Genomic DNA, 23,429 nt, shown 5'->3' on the forward strand with positions numbered 1-23,429 from the left:
TGTTTGTTACATATTGGATATGAACTGATTTTATTATGTATTTCTTCCATATAATTGAAGGTTTAGCGTGGAAAGTATCGAATTATTTATTGTGACTGCGTAGCTTGCTAATTTAGGGTTAGAGGTGCTAGGATGAAAGGTTTTGTAAAAGTTTTAGCTACTATTTTTATAGTGGTAATTGCCGTTTTCAGTGTCTTCTTCATAGAAAGTACAAATAATAAAAAGAGTGTGGATCAGACAATTGATGAATGGCAGGTTCTATGGATGGATCATTTCGATCCGGAAATGACTACTGAGCAGTTGGAGAATGAGAAGGGCTGGATTCATGTAAGGGCGGATGACAAGACGCTGAAAAGGCCTGAGGGTGCAGTAGCTCAATGGGTTAAGATAAAGATCCCTGCTATCTCTAAAGAAAGTTCATTGCTGTTTAAAAAGATATATGGTTACGATATTATCGTTAAACAGGGAGACCATAAAATCTATGAATCCCATAGGAAATATAAATATGCAGTTAATGTTGTACTACTGCCTTCTGATCGTCTTGATAAGGGAGAGACGGTATATCTTGGTATTCAGACACCAAATAGAATCGGTATTCAGAGTGGGGTATATGTTGGCGATTTTTATAATTTACATAATATGTATGTCAAAAGCAGTTTAAGTGATTTTATTATTGGTAGCAGTCTTATGTTTATTGCATTTACTATGCTTATTTGTGCGGTGTTTCTTAATGCGGAGTATGCCTCAACTTGGGTAGCTCTTTGCCTGGTGATATTATCCTGTGGTTTCATTATGATCACGTATTCTTCATTCTTATATTCGACGTATGGTGAGTATGGAAAAGTATATGTAACCTTATTCGATTTGTCATTATATATTTTGCTACCTGCATTTACATATTTCTTTGAGAAAGTGATTGGTAATGGCTATAAGTCAGTTGTTGTGAAATTTCGGATGTTCCAATTTTATTATTCATTAATCTGTATCGTTTTGTTAGTTATTAATTTACTTACACATAATCAAATTTATGGTCTATATAGGTATATGTCATCCACTCCTCTAGGATTGATTATGATATTCCAATTTATTCTATTAATTGCCGTAGCTATAACCTATGCGGTTAAGGGGAACAAGGAAGCGCAAATTTTCTCCATCGGTTTTGCCATTTTCGCTGGATTAAGTCTTATTGAATTGATTTGGTTTTATTTGAAGGAAGGGTACTATGACTTGTTCCTATGGAAGTGGGGAGTGGTCAGCTTTCTCTTATCTCTTATTGTGATAATGGGGAAACGTTTTGCTCGTAATCATGAACAAATCGTAGAGTACTCTAAGCAGTTAGAAATGTTTAATAATGAGCTTCAACGATCGGAAAAGATGGAGATTATTAGCGAACTTGCAGCTTCTGTTGCGCATGAGGTTCGTAATCCACTCCAAGTAACGCGTGGATTTTTGCAGCTCTTATCTGAGAAGAATACGTCGTCGAATCAGTTATATTTGAACATGGCCCTTGATGAACTGGATCGGGCAGCTTCAATTATTACTGATTTTCTAACCTTTGCCAAACCGGAAGCCGGGAAGATTACAACGCTTAATGTATTGGAAGAGTTCATTCATATTGAAGGAATTCTCATACCACTTGTGAATTTGCAGGGTGGGAAGGTAACGGTGCATATTCCAAGTGAATTGTATATTAAGGGAAGCTCATCTAAATTTAAGCAGGCATTTATTAATATTATCAAGAATAGTATCGAGGCGCTTCACGGTGAAGGAGAAATCGAAATTTGGGCGCATGGGGATATGGAACAGGTGAATATCTATATTAAAGATAACGGGGAAGGTATGGACCCTGAGGTGCTGGCCCGCTTAGGCGAACCTTACTTCTCGAATAAGACAAAGGGCACTGGACTTGGACTTATGGTAACTTTCCGGATTATTGAGGTTATGAAAGGGGAAATTTCATTTACAAGTACAAAAGGAGTTGGGACTGAGGTGCGTGTTTGCTTTCCAACAGCTATCAAAAGCTGATAGAAAACAACACCTCAAATCCCAACTCCTCGAAAGGCGAGGTGCTATTCACCCCACATAACTTGAGGTTGGATATCTTCGGCTTTTATGACATCCGTTGGCTTAGGTGGCAGTACTAGAAAAAGCTCATTCGAATTCTCTTCAACCGTTGTTACTTTAATATGATCCGGAAGAATCACACCAAGTACTTCTTGAATAGCCGCCTTTGGATTTTTGAGAAGTTGTGCCTTGAAGTCGGGGTCTTCCCACGCTCTTTGGATAACCTGATTTTGAAGAACGGATCCTGATGTCATAGATATCACCCTTTCAAAGAATAGTTAAATTTTCCTTATCAGTATAGCATGGATTATTCGGTAAATCTATCAATCAGACTATTACTTGCCTTTAGTCAACTGTTGAGAGAGTAAGTATTCCAGACCGCCACGCTGCAATATGCTGCGATCCTGTTCAATTTTCCGTGCTATTTCTTCCAATTGATTGCGGAGATAAGCGTGGAATTCATAGAGAAGATGGAAGTTAGGAATAATATTAGACAGGGTGTTATGAAGTGCATCAGCCTTGTCAGTATATCGTATCAGGCACCCCTCGACATATACGGCCTGTTTGATCTCCTCCACGTTAGGTCTTCGATCCGATAAATGTAGATCCGATTGAATCATGGACACGAGGCAATTAGAGCTACCCTCAAGTAGATCCTTCTCCCAATCCTGCCAATCATCGATCATCTGTAGAGTAATAAGTATTAGATCTACAGCCTCCTCCAATTGAGGGATTAGATTCTCCTGGTTCGATAGCAGCATCATTGCAGCAATAGATAATTTCACGGGTGCTGCTTTGTGGCCTATGCGCACAGGATTCTCCTGGAAGAAATGTTGTTCATTCTCGTATGTCACCGCGATGGCCCATTCTCCTATGTACTTATCGTAATATGTCCAGAATGGTGAAGGGCTGGGGAAGAGTGCGCTGTAGATCTTAATAAATTCCGAATGGATAAGCTGAGCTAAGGGAAGTTGTCGCCGCGACACTAGGATAGGGTTGTCCATCGTCTCATCAATCAGGTGGTAATACAGCATCCCCATAATATTAGCGATAGAAATCTGATGCACATTGTCCAAGCTGCTAGGTACTTCCTCATGGAGCCAGAAAGGCAGAAGATAGCAAATATAATTCTTGGAACGTTGTTCCTTCAGCGCATGGAATTTGTCCAGATAATTAAGGGCAGGGCTCCTGAACTCCTCGGGAACGTGGCAAGAATCGATTCCGCCCGCGAGAAAATGAAGCCCAGATCTTCTTCATAACGAGTTAGCCAGTCCAATTTATCCACTCCTTACATGAACTTTGCGAGTACATACATATAACCATTTTACTAGATAATTGTGAACTTAAATAGTTTTGTTGTGCAGGAATCGCTGCTGGGCCTAATCCAGAAATGATTTGTTAGGATTAGGCTCAGCAGCAGGCATGTATTATAAGATGGAGCACGTATATTTAGAAGAGTTGATGCAGACCGATGAGGATTAACAATACTCCGGAGATTATCGTTGCGCGGTTGCCGAACTTCTCGGCGGCGAATTTCTTACCGAAGCCTGCACAGAAGGCTAATAGTATGAAGCTGAATAAGCCTACGGACAGAGAGGTACCCCATATGCTTAGGCGGGTAATTCCGGCATTGAATCCGCCGGCCAATGCATTCATGGCCAGAGCAATCCCGAGCAGAATCGATTCGCCTAGACTGATCGACTGGGAGCTATCCTTATCGGCTTCCTCCGGGTTACGAAGTAGGCGGGTAAGCGCGCCTGCATCATTGTCTTGCTGCGCGGGCTTCTTCTCAAAATAAGGCTGTAGCAGTACCCAGATGCCTACCCCGACGATGACGACCGTTCCGATCATCTGTCCAATCCAAGGCTGAATCCACGCGGACATCCAACTTCCGAACAGACCTGATAGTAAGGTAGCCAGAAATGAGATGAAGGAAATCGTCAGATTGGAATACCAGGGGATGCGGATTTTCCTGACACCGTAGGCAATCCCCACACCGGCATTGTCCAGGTTGGAGGCCAGGCCGATGACCACGATAGCAGCTAGACTATATGAGTCCATGATATTCGCTCCTTTTAATTCGCTTGATGCCACAGCATATGCCCAGGAGTCCTTATTGGTTTCTTGTACCGCTATAGAATGAGGGTGTGAATAAATCTTCACTTTTTTGCAATATTTGTTCCCATTTTGGAGAATATAGTAGTATAATCTTCAATAAGATATACCGGGGGAGTGATAAATGTGATAGAAAGTATGTTGCGTCCGTCTCATCTGCTCTTGTTGGTAATTGCAGCACTGCTACTGTTTGGTCCGAGCAAGCTTCCGGAACTTGGGCGTAGCTTCGGTACAATGCTTAAGGAGTTCAGAAAAGGGGCACGTGGTGACTTTATAGAGGAAACTCCGCAAGAAGCCAAGCCTGCTCAAGAATCGAATAAATTGTAGATTTCATTGGAGCACCTAATTGAGGGTGTTCTTTTTTCAAATATAATCAATACAATAGATGTGACTCCGGCTGCCCTACTTCTCATTCATACTATGAATTTTGGGAAGTGCCAGGAGTGTATGAGAAGTGTATGATTGGGAAAGTCGATAAATGATCGTAATTATGGTATCTTAAGAAAAGAAATTGTCAGCTACAAGCAAGCCTGTGGTATGGAGGGATACTGATGCAGGATGATTACGCACGCAAGTTGGATGATCAGAAGAGTCTGTTCAAGCAGCTTGGTATTAAATTGGATGCGCTAACCATTCATGAGAAAGATTTTGATGTAAAAATGAGGGGTTATGAGAAAGAAGAGGTAGACCGTTTTCTCGACGATATCATCATGGATTACGAGCGGTTCTACGATATTATTACGGATCTGCTGGACAAATATAAAGAGATTCAGCGCAGACAGGCTCACTGGGAAGAAGAGAAGAAGATGATGGCCATGGTCACCCGTAAGCCGCAAGTAGATATGGAGGACGCGATTGATCGCCGTCTTGTAGATGACGGAATTCGTCAATTGGAACGCAGTCTGGAGCATTTCAAGCAATTTGTTAATGGTGGATTGAAGTGAGATGAAGGAGCTGGCAATGAAGATGCCGGCTTCTTTTTGTGAATAAGAGTAGATGTTCCAACACAAACTTGAACTAGATTGATCCTGTTTGTTGCAGTTTTCTGCAAATTCATGTGATATTCATGTTTTAATTATTGCATCTAGGTGAAGGAAGTGGTAATATATAAACAAGATTTAGATTTAGTCTAAATTTAAAGAAATGTTTCACAACACGAACATTTCACCGTTAATCTAAACAGTTTTTTACTATGAATGGAGGAACGAGAAATGGCAAATCAAGCATTAGAAAAACAAATGAATCTCCTGATCGCGAACTGGACAACCATGTATACGAAGTTGCATAACTTTCACTGGTATGTTAAAGGACATAACTTCTTCACATTGCATGTCAAATTTGAAGAATTTTACGACGAAGCTGCTGGCTATATCGATGACTTTGCAGAGCGTCTGCTCTCCATCGGCGGCAAGCCGGTTGCAACACTGCGTGAATCCCTGGAGCTTGCAACCATTAAGGAAGCTACGGGTAATGAATCCCCTGAACAAATGGTAGCTGCTATCCTAGCTGACTTTGAAAAGTTTGATAAGGAACTTCGCGAAGGTATGTCCATCGCTGAAGAAGCTGGGGATGAAGCAACAAGTGACCTGCTACTTGGCGTTGTCTCTACCCTTGAGAAACATCGCTGGATGCTAGGTGCATTTCTAAATAACTAATCACTGTTGTCTCAGGTTTGATAACAGAGGGACCTGCCGTGTACAGTCTAAAGGCTGCGCGGCAGGTCCCTTTTGTCTATCTATAAAGGTAGTTTAAAAAGTCCCGGTAGCTTAGTCGACATCGAATCTTATATTTTAAATTTCTCGATCAATGAGTGCAGCTTATCCGATAGATTGGCCAGGAAGCCGGCCGAAGCATCTACCTCCTGCATTGTTGCAAGTTGCTCTTGGGATGCAGCGGACATGGACTGGGAACCATCGACGTTGTTGTTGGCGATTTCCACGATACTTTCGAGCGATAATACCAGTAGCTCGGACTGGCTCGAGAGCTCCTGAACAGCTCCGCTTATATCACTGATCGCTGTAGCGGTCGCTCTAGACTGGTTCTCGATCTCGCCGAAGGATTCGCCGGCACTGTATACCAATGATGTGCTTAACTCAACCTCCCGGGCGGTCTCGACCATCGTTGTGCCGGTCACTTCCATCTGCGATACGATGAAGTTCACGAGTGCGGCAATCTGTTTCACCGATTCCGCTGAACGGTCTGCCATTTTTCCTACCGACTTGGCGACTACAGCAAAACCGCTACCGTACTCGCCGGCCGAGCGGCTTCGATCGCCGCGTTGATCGCCAGTAGATTGGATTCCTCGGCAATCGCGGTAATGATCTCCAGAATGCTTTGAATTTCCTTGGAATGACCGGCAAGCTCAGTAATATTGGCGGATAGCTCATTTATTTTACTTTCCATCTTGTTCATTTGCTGAATGCTCTGCTTAATGGACGCTACACCTTGTCCGGATGCAGCAGAGGAATTTTGGGCGGCATCCAACACATCGCCCATAATATGTGCAATTTGCTTCGTAGAAGCTGACATGCTGCGCAGCGTACGCGAGCTTTGCTCCAGATCATGCAATTGCTGCTCTGCTCCTTCTGCCAGTTCCTGAGTGATGTAGACGGTCTGCTCGCAGGCTTTGCCCGTCTGCTCTGCGCTTGCGGATAACTGTTGAGAGGATGAAGCTACCTGAAGGGAGGTGGAGCTCACCTCAGTGATCAAACCCCGCAGATTAGTTACCATATTACTGAAGTCGCGTGATAGCTTGCCAACTTCATCATTACTCTTCAACACCATTGGTGTAATCGTCAGATCTCCTTGCGCAATTTGATTCACCTGGCTTGATAAATGCTCGAGCGGACGAATCATGCGGTGAATGAAGAAATAGACAATCAGAGCGGCGAGCAGGAAGACGGCAGCGCTGATCGCAAATGGTAAGGTGATGATCTCCCATGTTCTGTCATGGATAATTGATGCATCGAAGTTGATGGCCATTAAACCAACAATGGGTTTGCCAGGATCATTGTCCTGGAAGATTGGACCGTATCCTGTCAGTAGTTCCGTGCCATCATATGTATAGACCTTCGTGTATACGGAATGCTTCATATTCATAATCATATCTCGATCAGCTGGGTCGAAATAGAAGGAATCGCCAGCATTATAGCCGCGCTGCTTCAAGTGTTGGTCGGCTGCGAGAATATGACCATCTAGTGTGAGAATGAATACTTCCTTGAACAGTGGTTTATGGTCCACGGTCCAATTCAACTGCTGCTCCACTTCAGTTAATTTGGACGTGTCTCCATTCGTAAGATGTTCGATGACAGCAGGATCGACCAAGCCAGTCGTAATATTAGCGCAACCTACGGTTTCGACACCGACGGATTTCTCCACCTGACGGTAGGTTGTCTGATAGCCGAATATTCCAATAATGCCGCCGACAAGGCCAAGAAGGGTGATAATGGTGATCGTTATTTTTTTTGCAAATCCCATAGAAATCTCCTGTCTTATGTAAGTTGATGTTGGAAATGAAAGCACATCTAATCAACATTATAATGAGGAATTGTTTGCGGAATAATAAGGAATATCGTCGCTTTGTGTCGGAAAAATGAAATTTGAGCAAAAATTCACAAGGAGTGAGGTTTCTTGTCTAAATTTTCTGAAAATTGGCGTCTATTTATCGCTATTCCAATTCCGTCTGCTGTTAAGCAAGTGATTGCGGACTGGTGTGAGGAGCAGCGTGATCAGTTGTCTTTTCGAAAATGGGTACATCAGGAGGATTATCATATAACCGTGCAATTCCTTGGCGATACATCCCGGAACGATTGAGTGAGATTCGCTTAGCCGTCATGAGGGCTGTCTCAAGTATACGGCCTATACAAATGGAAGCTAAGGGGTGCGGAACATTCGGACGAGTGGATCAGCCAAGGGTACTCTGGGCAGGAGTTGGTGGCGAGATGGAGCTATTGAAGCTGCTACAGAACAATGTCGCAGAGGAGAATAGGAAGCTGGGTTATGTTCCTGAGGATCGTCCTTACCGTCCGCATATTACGTTGGCTCGTAAGTACCGTGAAGGTTGCAAGCTAGCAACGGACATTACGATGACCAATCCTCAGTTTGGTTCATGGACAGCGGATGCATTGGTTATCTATCGCACGAATATGCATCATCAACCGATGTATGAGAAGGTCGCCGATATTCCTTTTGGAGTTTAAATTTCTTATTTTTATACAGATAATGTGATATTTCATACAGACGTAGAAAATGAGAACTGAAAAATAGTGAAAATAAATGAAAAATATAGCTTGCAATGCATTTCAGATCGTGCTAAAGTGTTTATTGACCGAATGACTGAAACAGACTTTTAGTCATTTTCGAGGAAAAAGTTAAGTCTAAGATAAGGAGGTGCTTCTTTTGGCTGTAGTGGATCGCAGAGGACTAATCGTTGAGGCGGCGGAAAAATCATTTGCATTGTTTGGTTACAAAGCTACAACGATGGATCATGTAGCTAAAATTGCAAATGTTGCCAAAGGCACGATTTACACGTTTTTTGCGAATAAGGAGGAACTGTTTGATGAAATTCTACGTTCCGTCATTATAGAAATGAAGAAAATTACGGAGCAAGAAGTTCAGGAAGACAGACCTTTCTTCGAGAATCTGTATCAGAGCATGGATAAGCTTTTGGAATTCAGAAGGGAACATGAATTGCTTGTGAAGCTGTTCCAGGAGGTAAGAGATTTTGGAACGCCGCAAGCGCGTGAAGGTCTGGAGAAGATCGAGCTGGCAATCCTTGATTACTTGGAGCGTCAAATTGATCGTGCGGCCAAGCATGGAGAAATTCGCGAGTATGATCCTAAAGTTATTGCATTTGTGCTTGTGAAGCTGTACATTGCGCTCACTTCTGATTGGAACAAAATTCACGAACCACTAAGCAAAGAGCAAATCAGAGAATTTTCTCAAGTTTTTTTATCAGGCGGGTTATCCAAGACATAAGCGAAGTCGGGAAAGGGCTCGTACGGTAATGAGAGAAAGAGATGAAAGATGAGATTTAGGGATATAAGGAGAGAAATACTATGAATTCAATGTCGGTATTTTTTAAAGATCTTGCAGCAGCCTTTAAAAAACCAAAAGTATTTATCCCAATGATTGTCATCATGTTCATTCCCGTATTATATAGTGGAATGTTCCTGAAGGCGTTTTGGGATCCGTACGGGAAAATGAATGAGCTTCCGGTTGCGGTTGTCAATGAGGACCGTGGAGCGGAATATGAAGGAACTTCATTACAGGCAGGTAATGATTTGGTTGATGAACTGAAGAAGAGCGATGATTTTGGTTGGAAATTCGTCTCCCGTGAAGAAGCGGACGCAGGGATGAAAGACAACGAGTACTATATGACTATCGTAATCCCAAGCAATTTCTCGGAACAGGCTACAACCTTGATGGATGAACATCCACAGCCTGCTGAGATTATCTATGAACCCAATGAAGCTTTCAACTTCCTAGCCGGACAAATCGGCGGAACAGCAGTAAAAGAAATCAAGAGCAAGGTGTCGGCTAAAGTCACAGAGGCCTACACAGAAACATTGTTTGATCAAGTTGAGAAAATTTCCAGTGGTCTGGGCGAAGCTGGAGATGGCGCGACAGAGATCAATGACGGGGCTATTAAGCTAGATGAAGGTGCTCAGAAGCTAAAAGAGAATCTAGCTAAAATGGTAGATGGTTCAGTCAAGCTGAAAGATGGTATTAGCCCGTTAGCTGAGGGTGCTGGCTCTTTGAATAAAGGGGCTAGCGATTTGAAGACAGGTGCTACTGGCCTCGCTTCAGGTCTGCAGCAATTGTCGGATGCTAATAAACAATTGCTAAACGGTGCTGTTGCTGCAAATGAAGGTGGCACGCAGCTGAAAGCAGGACTTGGCGCTTCGCTTGATGGAGCAAATAAGTTGAATCAAGGCTTGAAGCAATCTGAGCAAGGCAGCGCATCGCTTGTAGCTGGTTTGGAATCCTCTGCACAAGGCAGCGCGAAAGTGGCTGAAGGTGCGAAGGCTGTTGCTCAAGGTCTTGAGCAATTGACCAAAGTCAGCCCAGAGCTGGCTGAGAATCCTGCAGTGAAGCAGCTATTGGCGGCGAGTCAAGCGGTTGCTACAGGCAGTGAGCAGGTATCACAAGGACAACAGCAATTATTGAAGGGTAGCAAGGATTTGCACGGCGCTCAGCAACAGCTTGTACAAGGCAGTGAACAGCTTGTACAGGGTCAAGGGCAACTGGCACAAGGTGCAGCGAAACTGACAGATGGTCAAGGTCAACTTGTAGGTGGCCTGAAGCAATTCGGCGCGAAGTTGAATGAAGCTGCTGCCGGCGGAAGTAAGCTTGCAGCCGGTGCTGGTGCACTTAGTGAAGGAGCTAAGCAAATCGAAGGCGGTATGGGTCAACTGTCTAGCGGTGTCGCTACACTCGCTGATGGTTCGAAGCAATTGGATGAAGGTGCCGGAGAACTCAAGGACGGCACAAGCAAGCTTAGCGAAGGCTCGGGAGAATTGGCTAGCAAGCTGAACGAAGCAGCGGACGAAACTTCTTCGGTGAAGAAGACAGATGCTCTTGTCAGCATGTTCGCACAGCCAGTTGATATTGAAGAGCAGAAGATGAACGCAGTACCGAACTATGGTACAGGGTTCTCACCATACTTCTTGTCCCTTGGTCTGTTCGTCGGTGCTCTGATTTCGACGATTATTATTCCGCTCCGCGGATCTTCCGTACCGGAAGCTAGCGGATGGAATCGCTTCGTAAGCCGCGCGCTTACGTTTACAATCATGAGTTTATTCCAGTCGTTATTTGCAGTAGTAGTTGTCCTGTATGGACTGAAGCTTGACGTTCAAAGTGTTCCTTTGTTCTATCTATTCACCTTTGTTACAAGTTTGTGCTTCATGTTCATCATTCAGGCGCTTGTCACTTGGTTCGAAAATCCAGGCCGCTTCCTGGCGATCCTGCTCTTGATCTTCCAATTGACAACATCTGCAGGAACATTCCCTCTGGAATTACTTCCTTCCTGGATGAAGTCATTTAATCCGTTCATGCCAATGACTTACAGCGTCAAAGGCTATAAAGCGGTAATCTCTTCGGGAGATATGAGCGTTGCTTGGCATCAAACGGGTATTCTGATTGCCGTAGCTATTGTATTCTTGGCACTCACGCTCGCTTATTTCCTTACTCATAGAGAGAATGCAGGTGCTGATGTAGACGCAGAAGCTAGTTTGCAAGCTTAAGACATCAAGCTGAATGCATCATAAAGAGGCTCGTTCTCCGGTCATTGTACTGGAGGGCGGGCCTCTTTTGCTTTTAGAGGTAGTACCTTTATTTTTTGAAAAATGCATTTTGTGGTAAAATGAGGGAAATCTTTGACTTCACAAAAGTGAATGTGAACGAGTGAAGTGTGTTGGGAGGTTAGAACTTTGTTGGATTTGGAGCCTGTTGTTCGGCTGAAGCAAGTCAGCAAGCGGATTGGCGGTAAGACGATTATCGATCAATTAACACTTGATATCCCTCGTGGTCAGGTATACGGATTTCTCGGACCGAACGGTGCGGGAAGACAACGACAATTCGAATGATGGTTGGTTTGATGTCAATCACTGAAGGCGATATTGAAATTCAGGGCGCCAGTGTATCAAGGCAATTCGAGCAGGCAATCTCTCACGTGGGAGCCATTGTGGAGAATCCGGAAATGTATAAGTTTCTGAGCGGTTATCACAATCTGTTGCATTATGCGAGAATGTCACCTGGTGTAACTAAACAGAGAATTGCTGAGATTGTAGAACTGGTAGGCCTGCAGCAGAGAATTCATGACAAAGTGAAGACTTACTCACTTGGGATGCGGCAGCGCCTCGGCGTTGCACAGGCGGTTCTACACCGGCCAAAGCTGCTCGTTCTGGACGAGCCAACGAATGGGCTTGATCCGCAAGGGATTCGCGAGTTGCGTAGTTATTTGCGCCGGTTGGCCGAGGAGGAAGGGACGACGGTATTCGTCTCGAGTCATTTGTTGTCCGAGATGGAGCTGATGTGCGATACCGTTGCTGTTATACAGCAGGGACGGCTGATCGATGTAAGGCAATTACATGATCAGGCCAAGCTGGAGAATGAACGGAAGCAGACGGTGTTCGAGGTTAGCGATCCGCAGCGGGCCCGGGAATTGATCGGGCTGGGACAGATTGTAGATGGTAACCTGTTGATTGAAGTGGACCGGAATACCGCTGCTGCGATAAATGAGCAATTGGTACGTGCGGGAATCTTGGTATATCGCATTCGCGTCGTGACGAGAACACTGGAGGATCAATTCATTGAGATGACGGGAGGCGGAGCCATTGAGTAATTTCATGAAGCTGGTTCAGAATGAGAATATGAAAATATATCGGCGTATCCGTACCTGGATCATGTTCGGAATCCTTATCCTGATGGTTCTGTTCTTCAGTATTTTGTTCCTTCTGGGTGGGGGTGGTTCGACTACAACTGCATGGGATGCAGCCGGACAACTTTCTTTCCTGTTCTATATGGTCACGATCTTTGCTTCGATTGTAGCTGCTGATATTGTAGCTGGAGAATTCACATGGGGGACAATCAAGCTGCTGTTGGTTCGTCCATGGACACGAACGAAGGTACTTGCCTCGAAGCTGCTTGCGCTACTCTTGTTCACCTTGATCATTACAACCCTGTTCTTTGCTAGTACGCTACTGGTCTCTTTTGCCATGTATCCAGTTAAGACATTGATGATGTTCTCGGATCATGCCAGTCCATTTGCGTATTTACTGGAGGATCTGTTGTACAGATATATAGATTTGTTAGTCATTACTTTGTTCTCGTTCATGATATCCACGGTATTTCGCTCGAATGGAATCGCAATAGGTTTATCCATGTTCATTCTATTCACGGGTGGCATCTTCACGATGCTCTTTAATCCAGTCCGTTATCCATGGGCCAAATATACGTTGTTCATCAATATGGATTTAAGTCAGTATCGGGGTGGACAGGAGGGAGTGGCAGGAATGACACTGGGCTTCTCTGTTACCGTGCTAATCAGCTACGTGCTGTTATTTCTATTGATATCTTGGTTTATGTTCAAGAAGCGAGACGTAGCCGCCTAACAAAAAAACAAGTTCCCGCTTGCTGTGCAGGCGGAACTACTTTTGGATCTTCAATTTAAATTACCCCACTTCGGGCTGCGGCGTCTTTTGTGTCTTTTCCTTGAGAGGGGCTACAGCTTTAATTTTCTCCATTGTGCTAACGCCGTTAAGAAGGCCACCCTCTAGAATGATCAGATTAGAGACGCTGACATTTCCGTCCACTTGGCCGTTGCTTGTAATCGTCAGTTTACCCTTGGTAGATATATCTCCGATAACATGGCCGGCTACGATAATATTCGCCCCTCTGATGTTCGATCTAGCTTCGCCCGACTCTCCGACAATCACCTGACCTTTGCAATCGATCTCACCGTGAAAGGCTCCATCGATGCGTAGATTGGATTCGCATTGTACCTTCCCCTCGGCAACACTACCTTGGCCAATCAGTGTGTCGGTCAGGCTGTGTGCCCGTGAATTTTTCTTCAGCAAATTTGTTCCTCCGTTCATTATTGTGTGTGTTGTAAAAGTTCGCTTTTTAGCACCGAGAAGGTTGGATGAAGCTAGGGACTGAGGAGCGGAGCGTACGTAGTTTGTACGTGAGCACCGGAAGGCCCGGCTGAATTCAAGATTCAATGTCGAAATATTCCTGCTTCACTTCGTGTTAGATATAGAATTTATTCGTTATCAGCGGAGCTGATGAAATTCTATATCGCAAGAAAACCTACCTCTGAATCGCGGTCGCTCATCCTTGAATTACTTCGATCGGTTTTCTTATCAAAAGCGAGCTATTGTAGATAAGGTAGTGGATCTATCGTCTTCCCGTTCTTAACAATCTCAAAATGCAAATGAGATCCCGTGCTGCGCCCGGTGTTGCCGACTTTGCCAATTGTCTGTCCCTTCTTGATGAAATCTCCCTCTGAGACGCTAATCTTGCTTAGATGAAGGTACCAGCTCTGCAGTCCTTCGGGATGCTGGATAACGATATATTTACCGTGCGAATTATCCTGTGCTACCGTAATGATCTCACCCGCTGCTGCGGCGTATACCGGATCACCTTCCTTGGCACCGATATCGATTCCAGCATGGAAGGAGGCACGCCCTGTAAACGGGTCGGTACGATAGCCGAAATTAGAGGTAAGCCGTTTCGATAAAGTCGGCCATTCCGAAGGAGTTCCTGATATAGAGTACTCGGTTTGCTTCGCTTTTTTTAAAGTTAGTGGTACATTCTTCTCCATCTCATCCAGCATGGCATTCATTTCCCGAAATTGATCCTTCGTCTGCTCGGCCAATTGTTCGATTTCATTCTCATGGACTGCGATAAACTCTCCCCCACACCCAGTGGCTCATCGAGGTTGTCGGCATCAAGACCTTCCAGCGACAGAGAGGATAAATTACTTAGTCCATTTGTGTCCGACTCTCCATATTTCTCAATAAATTTCTGCAGTTGATCCTCCAGCTCGGATACTCGCTCCATGCGGTTCATCATGTCCTGCGATTGGCTAGATAGTGAAATCACTTCATTCTGTAGTCTCTCAATCGCCGCATTCTTATCGGAGACGACGGCCTCGAACCTGAGGCTCTGAGATTGCAATTGATCCTCGAGTCTTGCAATCGTCTGCGTGGATTGCAGTTGCAGGCTAATGATTAGACCCGATATCGATAGAATGGCAACCAGGGGACGGCAATCATTAGCGGCTTGGACATATGCATTTGCCTTGCTGGCTGCCCCGCCTCTCGCAGAACGAGCAGCGTCATCCGATTTGGATTCGGTAAGGTGGCACTTCTCATAGCAACTCCTTTCCTCTCGCATTAGATGTAGAACTTATAGAGGTAATTCAAAACACGCTCTATATATCTTATCTATTCCTTTATCTCTCAAATCATGTCAAAAAACTGCCTTGTCTAATATATCGTAAATGTAGTTTTGGCTTTAGAAATGTCTATCGTGCTATGAATAAACGTTGTCCAAAGTGGAAAAGGCTGAGTGGAAGATAGGCATTGTTATTCAAGAAAAATATTTGATCCGCAGACCTTCTAAGCCTTGGATTGTAAATGCTGCAGGATCAACCCCAGTGATTGCGGCCTTACTTCTTGCAGTAAATCTCCTCTTTGCCGCAGTCGCTCACCTATATTCAGCAAATTGAATTCGGAAGGATGGGGATTTTTGCGCACCTCATCCCAGGTTAAAGGTGTTGATACGCTGGCGGCTTTCCGGGCGCGTGGAGTGTAGGGAGCAGCCAAAGTCTTCCCGCTATAGTGCTGCAGATAATCGAAATAAATTTTGCCCTCACGATCCTTCTTCAGCCGCTCAATAGTGAAGAGGGAGGGATACTTCTCCGTAGCGTAACGGGCTACGAATTGACCGATAGAGCGCAGTTGATCAAATGTTACGCCGTATTCAACCGGAACGATGATCTGCACGCCGGTAGCACCCGACGTCTTAGGGACGGAAGAGATACCAAGAGAAGTAAGAATATCGCCAACGTAAGTGGCAGCCTCCATAATCCGCGGCTCATCATCCTGACTTGGATCAAGATCAATCATCCATTCACAGGGCAATCTGTCTCCTACATAATGCAATGAGGGATGAAATTCGATCGCCGCTAAATTGCCGAGCCAGAGTAAAGTCGGTAGATTATCGAGCACAATATAGTTGATATCCTCGTGAGGAGCGGTCCTGACGAACTCCGGTAATGGTTCGGAGCATTCTTTTGATAGAAAAATTTGTTATGGATGCCGCCCGGATATCTGATTGTCGTTAGAAATCGGTTGCGACAATAGCGGAGTAGATAAGGAGACAACTCGGCCAGCCGCTGTAAATATTGCAGCTTGGTAATGCCCGCTTCCGGCCAAAGCAGCTTGTCTGGATTGGAAATGGTCACTTCCTCGCCCTCAATCCGGATCGTACCTTTGATCGATTGTGCCATTAGAATACTCCTTTCAAGGAATGAAGGTATAGGAGAGTTTAATTAACTATAGATCTTGCCAAAGCCTTGTGAGAGGCAGGCCTATGAATAGGAGATTAATTATGAATTTTACGCCAGTTGAACCGTTTGAGCCGATTCGCACCTTTGAATTTCCGCAAGGAGAGCAATGGATTGCTCAGGTCAAATGGGATGGAGTTCGGATGTTGGCCTATATCGAGAAAGAGCGGGTACGCCTTATAAATCGTCGCGGCAATGAACGTACTCTGCAATATCCCGAGTTCATGAACCCATCAGAATTTTGCCGAGCAGAATCCGCTATTTTGGATGGAGAGATGATCGCCATTTCTGAAGGCAAGCCGTCATTTCATGAAATTATGAAGCGGGACAGTCTCCGCCGGCAGCAAGAAATTACTTTTGCAGTACCAAGGATTCCCGTAGTGTATATGATATTTGATATTTTGTATTGCAACGGAAGATGGGTTACGGATCAACCACTTGTGCAGCGTCAGAAGCTACTTCAGGAATATGTACTACCAAGTACACGCGTACAGCTTGTCCCCAATGTTGATCATGCTGAGGGCCTCTATGCCGTGATGAGAGAGCGTCAATGGGAAGGCATTGTGTGCAAACAGCTCGACAGCAGTTATGCAATTGGTGGCAAGGATGGCCGCTGGCGCAAGATGAAGCTAACGCATGATCTATACGCCGTGATTGGCGGAGTAACGTATCGCGATGAGATCGTCAATTCGGTGCTGCTTGGTCTATTTGATGAGCAAGGAAGTCTGAAATATATTGGAAATGCCGGCCCGGAAAATGGAAAGGTGATGATCTCTCCCGCATTACAGAAGCATCACGTAGATTGGCGGTACCGGATCGTCCTTTTGTAGCTCCTTTTGAAGCACCACCGGGGAGAGTGAAGGGAGCCGTATGGATGCAGCCGCAGCTTACGGTCAAAATGCAATTCGCTGAGTGGACCCCCGGTGGTACGTTACGTCATCCTGTCTTACAGGGATGGGCTGACGTTCCTCCAGAGGCCTGTGTCTTCACCCAGCAGATTTGACTAATATAGCTTAATTTCACATACCTACATGCAAGACATTGCAAGGTTGCACACATTTCATTATGAAATGGTCTTCTTTGTCGTTTTGCTTGTGGCCTTATGCTTTGGTTTAGTTACTACTTCGGGCTTCACTTCATTAGTATCTGCCACTGTATCTGTCTCTGCTGCGGCTTCCTTCTTCTTCCTGGTTGAGGTCCGCTTCGTCTTGGCCTTGGCCTCTCCGGGATCGGTAACAGCCTGCCCCTCGACCGCCTCTATACTCGCTTGCAGCGCAGCCATCAAGTCGATCACATTGGTCTCTGGCTTGGCTGGAGCCAGGCTAATCTCTTCACCGGCAATTTTGTGCTGAATGAGAGTCAGCAGATTCTCTCTGTAATCATCGGTATACTTCTCCGGCTCAAATGGTGTAGACAATTGCTCGATCAACAGTTTTGCCATCGTCAGTTCCTTGTCATTCACATTAGCTCCCTGCGGAAGGTTGGGTACTTGCGATACAGGACGTATTTCATCAGGGTAGAAAATCGTCTCGATGACAAGACAATCCTCCATCACCCGGATGGCAGCTAGGCTTCCCTTGGAGCGAATAGCGATCTTGGCGATTCCGATCTTGCCGGAATCCCGCATCGCCTCTAGTAGCAACCGATAGGCATTACCCCCGGCTTGGTCAGGCGATAAATAATAGGTCTTCTGGAAATAGATCGGATCGATCTCTGTTAAATCGACGAAATCAAGAATTGTGATCGTCTTCTCCGTTTGCGCAGATAGCTGCTCGAGCTCTTCCTTGGAGAATAGCACGTATTTGCCTTTCTCATATTCATAGCCTTTAGAGATATCATCCCAAGTCACATCTACATCACAGGCAGGACAACGGCGAACATAGGAAATCGGGCTGCCGCACACTTTATGGATGTATTTCATGGATATATCCTTGTCTTCTGTAGCCGAGAACATCTTCACTGGTACATGGACCAGACCGAAGCTGATCGCACCTTTCCAAACGGTATGCATGGAGAGCACTCCCTTTCTTTTCACTTTCTTTTGAGCTCTTATGTTAAGGCGACTTGGGCAATTATGTGATCACCCTCGCTTCCGTGTTGCGGCTGTCTTAACAGACCTATATAATGATTTAGAATGCAATTAGTTTGACAGGAACTGACGTTTTTCTTTTAGGATAGCCAAGAAAGTCCGATTTTATAGTTTTTTGCAGTAAAAGAGGAAGCTTGAATGATGTATTGAAGAATCTTGCTGGCGAATGCTGCAGATGAAGGTGGTCAACATATGGAATTTGATAAATTGTCGGCAAACGTCGTATATGAGATAAAAGACCTTGCCGGAACAGAGAAGCTTGCTGCTTTTCTGGCGGGACAAGCCTTGGCGGGAACAGTTATCGCCCTCGACGGGGATCTTGGTGCTGGGAAGACGGCCTTTTCGCAATTGTTCGCAAAACATTTGGGTGTTAAAGGTACAGTGAACAGCCCAACATTTACCTTGATCAAGGAATATAAGGGACGGTTGCCTTTTTATCATATGGACGTATATCGGTTGTCGTTGGACGAAGCTGAGGAACTTGGTTTGGATGAATATTTTTATGGGCCGGGCGTCACTTTGGTGGAATGGGCAAGTCTCATTACGGATATTCTGCCGCAAAATTTGTTGCACATTTATCTGGAGACCTTATCTGGAACAGAGCGGAGAATTTATCTGCAGGCCCAGGGTCAACCTTACGACGATTGGATTAACACTTTGACAGAGAATGGAGTCCTTGAACGATGAATATAGACGGTAATCGGCCGCAGCAGCGGCTATTGGCGTTTGACACTTCCACTTCTTCGCTAGCCGTAGCTGTGATGGCGAATGGCAAATTGCTAGCGGAGCAAAATATACATGCCGAACGCAATCATTCGGCGTATTTGGTAACAGCGATTGAGAAGGCCCTTGAATTGGCGAGCTTAACGAAGCAGGAGCTTGACGGCATTGTTGTTGGTGTTGGTCCTGGTTCTTATACGGGAATCCGGATTGCGGTGACGACGGCCAAGACGCTGGCTTGGGCTCTGAACATCCCGGTGTTTGGCATTTCCAGTCTGGAGGCGACGGCGCTGGGAGCTTGGGCTAAAGAGACGGGACAAGATACAGAAGCGCTAGGAGTATACGCGATGGGGAATCGTTCAGTGGAGGCAGACGCTGCTACTGAATCGAGTGTTGATCCAGGAACTGCTGCAGGCGCGAGAGAACATTGGATTATACCACTCGTTGATGCGCGGCGTGGACAAGTATTTACGGCATTATTTTCTGCTCAGGATAACACGTTAACTCACCGTCTAGAGCAGGATGGCATTCGGCTCATGGACCGTTGGGTAGAGCAGATTGCTGAGTTGCTGCAATCCTACGCACCAGAGGATAGACCGGAAGGGATCTGGATCGTCGGTGATGTTGCTCTGCATGAAACTGCTGCCGAAGCTTTGCGTCCTCTTGTGGGGGATCGTCTTCACATCGTTTCCTATGAATTGGAAGGGATCTGGATGGGGCTTGCCGGGACAGCCCGGAGCCGGAGCAGTGCAGGCGATGATGTTCACGCGCTTGAACCGAACTATACCCAGCTTGCGGAAGCGGAAGCAAAGCGGCTTCGTAATGCATAGAGGAGGAAACCATTTATGCTGTCTATAAAAGATGCAGAACTTGGCAATATCGTATTTCGCCCAATGACGTTGAATGACATACCGGACATAATGGTTATTGAGCATGAGTCCTTTACCCTGCCTTGGAGCGAGGTGGCATTCCGCAATGAGATGACGATGAATCATTTTGCTAGGTATCTCATCATGGAGGTAGATGGCAAGGCGGCTGGATATTGCGGCATGTGGACGATCGTCGATGAGGCGCATATTACAAATATCGCTGTAAGAACGGCTATGCGTGGCCAACATCTTGGCGAGCGTCTATTGCGGGCAATGATGGATTGGGCCATTGAACTGGGAATGGTTCGTATGACACTGGAAGTTAGGGTCTCGAATCATGTGGCACAGTCGCTTTACAGCAAAATGGGATTCGAACCTGCGGGGAAACGTAAGGATTACTACTCGGACAACCATGAGGACGCGCTGATTATGTGGTGTGACTTGCCGGTACGGGTACAGCAGGGCTGAACCGAGGAACAGAGAGGAAGAGAGAAACATTGGTAAATCAAGATTGCTATATATTAGCGGTAGAGACGAGCTGTGATGAGACTTCTGCCGCGGTTGTCAAAAATGGAACGGAAGTGCTGTCGAATTTAATCGCTAGTCAGATTGAGACGCATAAGGCGTTCGGAGGCGTCGTGCCTGAAGTTGCTTCACGCAAGCATGTAGAGAATATTACGCTCATGCTGGAAGAGGCGATTAACCAAGCGGGTATCGAACCGGGTGAACTTAGCGCGATTGCGGTAACTGAAGGCCCCGGACTGGTGGGTGCTCTGCTTGTAGGGATCATGGCTGCAAAAAGTCTGGCCTTTGCTCTGGACAAGCCATTGATCGGCACACATCATATTGCTGGACATATTTATGCCAACCGATTGGTCCAGCCGATTGAATATCCTTGCATTGCTCTAGTCGTATCGGGTGGGCATACGGAGATTGTGGTGATGGAGCAGGAGGGCAGCTTCAAGCGAATTGGCCAGACGCGTGACGATGCCGTTGGCGAAGCGTATGACAAAGTAGCACGGGCACTGGGCTTTCCTTATCCAGGCGGTCCGCATGTAGATAAGCTAGCACTCGAGGCCGAGCAGAGTGAGGTTCTTCCAAGAGCCTGGCTGGAGCCAGATTCCTATGATTTCAGCTTTAGTGGGTTGAAGTCAGCCGTGCTTAATGCGGTGAATCAACATAAGATGAAGGGCGAAGAGGGCTATCAAGCAGCAATTGCCCGCGGTTTTCAGGAGTCTGTCATCGAGGTGCTGGTAGAAAAAGCGATCCGCGCGGTTCGTTCTACGGGAGCGAAGCAGCTTCTGCTTTGCGGCGGAGTTGCGGCAAACCGAGGTCTGCGAGCAAGCCTCTCCGAACGATGTGAGAGTGAGAATATATCACTAATTATCCCGCCGTTTAAATATTGTACAGATAATGCGGCTATGATAGGCGCTGCTGCTTATCTGAAGTGGAAGGAAGGCAAGTTCACAGGCCTTGAATTAAAAGCTGATCCATCCTTGTCTCTAGAGGACTGGTTGCTGGAAGCATAATAGAAATGGCTGCATGCCCGGGATTATCAGGCTGCAGCCATTTTTTCATTTACAGTAAGTTAAGGCCATAAGCTCTATTCGGAAGAAACTGCGGCTTCTTTCATCGCCAGTGCGATATCCGATGAGTTACCCATTCGGCTGGTACCTTCGAAGATGCTTCCTTCTTCGATGGCAAGTGAGGCAGCAGCGATGTTACCGTATAGCTTGCCCTTGGACGTTATCGTGAGTTTGTTACTTGCCTGTACGTTGCCATTGACTTGCCCGGCGATCGTAACGTTCCTGGCGTTGATAATGCTGGATTCAACGCTGCCCTTCTCTCCGATGGTCACGTCGCCGCCGCATTCTATATCACCGATCATCTGTCCTTCAATACGCACACTGGCGCTTGATTTGAGTTTTCCTTCGAATACACTACCTTCTCCGATCAGTGTATCTGTTGAATTAGGGTCTATTTTGGTGACTTTATTCCGCAACATTAATTTCTATCATCCTTTCCAGGGATTTTTAAGTAGAGCAGTGGGTCGACGGCAGCCCCATTCTTCATCACTTGAAAATGAAGATGCGGCCCAGTGCTTCGGCCTGTGTTGCCCAGTTCACCAATGACATCGCCTTGCTTCACAGCATCGCCCTTGTCTTTGAGTGATCTCTTCAGATGCATATAGATAGATTCTACCCCTGACGGATGAGATAGGGTTACATAATTCCCACGCGCTGGGCTGTAGCCGGTATCAGTCACCTCGCCGTCCGCAGCCGCGTAGATCGGATCCCCTACATCTCCACCGATATCCAGACCATTATGTAAGGTCATCTTGCCATTAAAAGGGTCAACTCTTTTGCCAAAATCCGATGTTGTTCGTACGGAGATCGTTGGCCAATAAGTCGGCAGAATCTTCAGCAACTGCTTATATTTCTGCAGGTTGATCTTGGTCTGATCCAGCTTGGCTTGCAGACTTGGCATCTTATCAAGGGTGGCTGACAGGTTGTCCTTCGCTTCTGCGGCTAATGATACGATCTCGTCCTCGGACAGCGGGATATCTTCACCGCCGATACCTCCATCAGATAGGGGCATCAAGGCTGTCAGGTCTGAAGATAGTCCGGAAATACCGTTCAGGGACTTCAACTCGGACTCTATCTTCTCCAGTTCGTTGATCTTACTCTCGATATCTTTGGATTTCTCCGACAATTCAAGCAATTCCGATAGCAGCTTATCGACAGTCTGTTCTTTGTTGTCTATCGTGTTTTGAAGCTGATCGTTAGATAAGGTGAGTTCTGCTTGCAAAGAGGCGATCTGGCTGGAGTTAGAACGGTTCACGATGAACAAAACGAGGAGCAGTACAGCCATGGCTCCAACTGCTATGGCCATGGACAGCAGTAGGGAAAATTTTAATTTGAAGCGGAATACCGGACTGGTACCTTCCGGCACGATCAGAACGGTAAATCGCTTGTTGGTCGGTTTGAATCTGAATTTCATGAAATCCTCCTGAACGAAATCATTCTATGGGACTTAAGTTTCTTGACGACAAGCTAATAGTTATGATTCGTCAAAACTTTCCAAATCCCTGCTCTGTACGAAAATTGTCAGAGTTTCCCGTTATCATTTGTTGGTTCTCGTCATATTATTCGCAATGTCTAAGGCAGGGCTTATTTTGTCAGTTATTTTGTGATGTAATAGGAGAGTAGAATACGGCTATATAAGTTGAATTAATGATTGTACGGATGAAGACAGCTGGGTGAAGTGTTCTTTCGATCGCTGTTGTTCGCGGATTTCTATGATTTAATAAATAAGTTGAACTTATGATTGTACGGATGAAGGCAGCCGGGTGAAATGTTCTTCCGATCGCTGTTGCTCACAGATTTCTTGATTATATAGAATCTAACAAGGTAGAAATCTGTTCACAAAGGCGAGCGCTCCGCTTCTCCAGAGCCATTTCACCCTTTTGCCTATTCCCTATCCTTTCTTAAGTTCAATA

At 45.7% G+C, this 23,429-nt stretch carries 24 protein-coding genes and 3 pseudogenes; 16 read left to right on the forward strand and 11 right to left on the reverse strand.

Annotation, left to right across the window (positions count from 1 at the left end):
- The first annotated feature begins 228 nt into the window (after positions 1-228).
- The gene (locus RE628_RS06565; RefSeq protein ID WP_309157992.1) at positions 229-2,025 is read left to right on the forward strand and encodes an ATP-binding protein; all 1,797 of its coding nucleotides are present in this window, start codon (positions 229-231) and stop codon (positions 2,023-2,025) included.
- Between the two features lie 44 nt (positions 2,026-2,069).
- On the opposite strand, the gene RE628_RS06570 is transcribed toward RE628_RS06565, so the two are convergent.
- The 3 genes from RE628_RS06570 to ytaF all read right to left on the reverse strand — a co-directional run bounded on the left by RE628_RS06570 (position 2,070) and on the right by ytaF (position 4,125).
- Positions 2,070-2,318 (reverse strand): NHLP leader peptide family RiPP precursor, encoded by a 249-nt coding sequence (locus tag RE628_RS06570; RefSeq protein ID WP_309157993.1) that lies wholly within the window; start codon positions 2,316-2,318, stop codon positions 2,070-2,072.
- An 81-nt stretch (positions 2,319-2,399) separates the two neighbouring features.
- A complete protein-coding gene (locus tag RE628_RS06575) occupies positions 2,400-3,140 on the reverse strand; it encodes a hypothetical protein (protein WP_309157994.1) in 741 nt (246 codons plus the stop codon).
- 373 nt (positions 3,141-3,513) lie between these two features.
- Positions 3,514-4,125 carry a sporulation membrane protein YtaF gene (gene ytaF, locus RE628_RS06580; RefSeq protein WP_309157995.1) on the reverse strand — a complete coding sequence of 204 codons (612 nt, stop codon included), beginning with the start codon at positions 4,123-4,125 and terminating at the stop codon, positions 3,514-3,516.
- Between the two features lie 192 nt (positions 4,126-4,317).
- Between ytaF and RE628_RS06585 the strand changes: the two genes are divergently transcribed.
- From RE628_RS06585 to RE628_RS06595, 3 genes are all read left to right on the forward strand, one after another.
- Positions 4,318-4,506: a twin-arginine translocase TatA/TatE family subunit gene (locus RE628_RS06585; protein ID WP_309159390.1), complete on the forward strand. Its 189-nt coding sequence runs from the start codon at positions 4,318-4,320 to the stop codon at positions 4,504-4,506.
- 224 nt (positions 4,507-4,730) lie between these two features.
- Complete coding sequence (locus RE628_RS06590) at positions 4,731-5,123, forward strand: DivIVA domain-containing protein (protein WP_309157996.1); 393 nt, start codon at positions 4,731-4,733, stop codon at positions 5,121-5,123.
- 267 nt (positions 5,124-5,390) lie between these two features.
- Entirely contained in the window at positions 5,391-5,834 is a 444-nt protein-coding gene (locus RE628_RS06595; protein WP_309157997.1) for a Dps family protein, read from the forward strand.
- A gap of 128 nt (positions 5,835-5,962) precedes the next feature.
- Here the strand turns inward: RE628_RS06595 and RE628_RS06600 are convergent.
- Positions 5,963-7,656, reverse strand: a pseudogene (locus RE628_RS06600) (methyl-accepting chemotaxis protein).
- A 153-nt stretch (positions 7,657-7,809) separates the two neighbouring features.
- Between RE628_RS06600 and RE628_RS06605 the strand changes: the two are divergent.
- The 6 genes and pseudogenes from RE628_RS06605 (at position 7,810) to RE628_RS06630 (ending at position 13,292) form a co-directional block, all read left to right on the forward strand.
- Positions 7,810-7,992, forward strand: coding sequence for a 2'-5' RNA ligase family protein (locus tag RE628_RS06605; protein WP_309157998.1), 183 nt, complete (start codon positions 7,810-7,812; stop codon positions 7,990-7,992).
- A 20-nt stretch (positions 7,993-8,012) separates the two neighbouring features.
- Positions 8,013-8,378: an RNA 2',3'-cyclic phosphodiesterase gene (gene thpR / locus RE628_RS06610; RefSeq protein ID WP_309159391.1), complete on the forward strand. Its 366-nt coding sequence runs from the start codon at positions 8,013-8,015 to the stop codon at positions 8,376-8,378.
- A gap of 199 nt (positions 8,379-8,577) precedes the next feature.
- On the forward strand, positions 8,578-9,156 hold the full coding sequence (locus RE628_RS06615; protein WP_309157999.1) for a TetR/AcrR family transcriptional regulator: 579 nt from the start codon (positions 8,578-8,580) through the stop codon (positions 9,154-9,156).
- 80 nt (positions 9,157-9,236) lie between these two features.
- Entirely contained in the window at positions 9,237-11,423 is a 2,187-nt protein-coding gene (locus RE628_RS06620) for a YhgE/Pip family protein (protein ID WP_309158000.1), read from the forward strand.
- Between the two features lie 189 nt (positions 11,424-11,612).
- Positions 11,613-12,523 (forward strand): annotated as a pseudogene (locus RE628_RS06625) (ABC transporter ATP-binding protein).
- Positions 12,516-13,292 carry an ABC transporter permease gene (locus RE628_RS06630; RefSeq protein WP_309158001.1) on the forward strand — a complete coding sequence of 259 codons (777 nt, stop codon included), beginning with the start codon at positions 12,516-12,518 and terminating at the stop codon, positions 13,290-13,292. The pseudogene RE628_RS06625 and the gene RE628_RS06630 overlap by 8 nt, the downstream one beginning before the upstream one ends.
- A gap of 60 nt (positions 13,293-13,352) precedes the next feature.
- Here RE628_RS06630 and RE628_RS06635 read toward each other — a convergent pair whose 3' ends face one another.
- From RE628_RS06635 to ligD, 4 genes and pseudogenes are all read right to left on the reverse strand, one after another.
- A complete protein-coding gene (locus tag RE628_RS06635; RefSeq protein ID WP_309158002.1) occupies positions 13,353-13,757 on the reverse strand; it encodes a bactofilin family protein in 405 nt (134 codons plus the stop codon).
- Positions 13,758-14,053: 296 nt separating this feature from the next.
- Positions 14,054-14,557: a M23 family metallopeptidase gene (locus RE628_RS06640; protein ID WP_309158003.1), complete on the reverse strand. Its 504-nt coding sequence runs from the start codon at positions 14,555-14,557 to the stop codon at positions 14,054-14,056.
- Entirely contained in the window at positions 14,521-15,078 is a 558-nt protein-coding gene (locus RE628_RS06645) for a hypothetical protein (protein WP_309158004.1), read from the reverse strand. The genes RE628_RS06640 and RE628_RS06645 overlap by 37 nt, the downstream gene beginning before the upstream one ends.
- 224 nt (positions 15,079-15,302) lie before the next feature.
- Positions 15,303-16,195: pseudogene (gene ligD / locus RE628_RS06650) on the reverse strand (non-homologous end-joining DNA ligase).
- A 101-nt stretch (positions 16,196-16,296) separates the two neighbouring features.
- On the opposite strand from ligD, the gene RE628_RS06655 reads away from it, so the two are divergent.
- Positions 16,297-17,082 carry an ATP-dependent DNA ligase gene (locus tag RE628_RS06655; protein WP_309158005.1) on the forward strand — a complete coding sequence of 262 codons (786 nt, stop codon included), beginning with the start codon at positions 16,297-16,299 and terminating at the stop codon, positions 17,080-17,082.
- A complete protein-coding gene (locus RE628_RS06660; protein WP_309158006.1) occupies positions 17,055-17,255 on the forward strand; it encodes an ATP dependent DNA ligase in 201 nt (66 codons plus the stop codon). The genes RE628_RS06655 and RE628_RS06660 overlap by 28 nt, the downstream gene beginning before the upstream one ends.
- Before the next feature lie 60 nt (positions 17,256-17,315).
- On the opposite strand, the gene RE628_RS06665 is transcribed toward RE628_RS06660, so the two are convergent.
- Positions 17,316-18,263 (reverse strand): non-homologous end joining protein Ku, encoded by a 948-nt coding sequence (locus tag RE628_RS06665; RefSeq protein WP_309158007.1) that lies wholly within the window; start codon positions 18,261-18,263, stop codon positions 17,316-17,318.
- 270 nt (positions 18,264-18,533) lie between these two features.
- On the opposite strand from RE628_RS06665, the gene tsaE reads away from it, so the two are divergent.
- The 4 genes from tsaE to tsaD are packed head-to-tail and all read left to right on the forward strand — an operon-like array spanning position 18,534 to position 21,459.
- Complete coding sequence (tsaE, locus tag RE628_RS06670) at positions 18,534-19,028, forward strand: tRNA (adenosine(37)-N6)-threonylcarbamoyltransferase complex ATPase subunit type 1 TsaE (RefSeq protein WP_309159392.1); 495 nt, start codon at positions 18,534-18,536, stop codon at positions 19,026-19,028.
- Positions 19,025-19,891 carry a tRNA (adenosine(37)-N6)-threonylcarbamoyltransferase complex dimerization subunit type 1 TsaB gene (tsaB, locus tag RE628_RS06675; protein ID WP_309158008.1) on the forward strand — a complete coding sequence of 289 codons (867 nt, stop codon included), beginning with the start codon at positions 19,025-19,027 and terminating at the stop codon, positions 19,889-19,891. Before tsaE ends, tsaB begins: the two co-directional genes overlap by 4 nt.
- 15 nt (positions 19,892-19,906) lie before the next feature.
- Complete coding sequence (gene rimI, locus RE628_RS06680) at positions 19,907-20,398, forward strand: ribosomal protein S18-alanine N-acetyltransferase (RefSeq protein ID WP_309158009.1); 492 nt, start codon at positions 19,907-19,909, stop codon at positions 20,396-20,398.
- A 29-nt stretch (positions 20,399-20,427) separates the two neighbouring features.
- Positions 20,428-21,459 carry a tRNA (adenosine(37)-N6)-threonylcarbamoyltransferase complex transferase subunit TsaD gene (tsaD, locus tag RE628_RS06685; RefSeq protein WP_309158010.1) on the forward strand — a complete coding sequence of 344 codons (1,032 nt, stop codon included), beginning with the start codon at positions 20,428-20,430 and terminating at the stop codon, positions 21,457-21,459.
- A gap of 74 nt (positions 21,460-21,533) precedes the next feature.
- Here the strand turns inward: tsaD and RE628_RS06690 are convergent, their stop codons facing one another.
- Complete coding sequence (locus RE628_RS06690; protein ID WP_309158011.1) at positions 21,534-21,935, reverse strand: bactofilin family protein; 402 nt, start codon at positions 21,933-21,935, stop codon at positions 21,534-21,536.
- On the reverse strand, positions 21,935-22,930 hold the full coding sequence (locus RE628_RS06695) for a peptidoglycan DD-metalloendopeptidase family protein (RefSeq protein WP_309158012.1): 996 nt from the start codon (positions 22,928-22,930) through the stop codon (positions 21,935-21,937). Before RE628_RS06695 ends, RE628_RS06690 begins: the two co-directional genes overlap by 1 nt.
- Positions 22,931-23,429: the final 499 nt, after the last annotated feature.

Source organism: Paenibacillus sp. D2_2 (assembly GCF_031199965.1).
Classification (GTDB): Bacteria; Bacillota; Bacilli; order Paenibacillales; family Paenibacillaceae; genus Fontibacillus.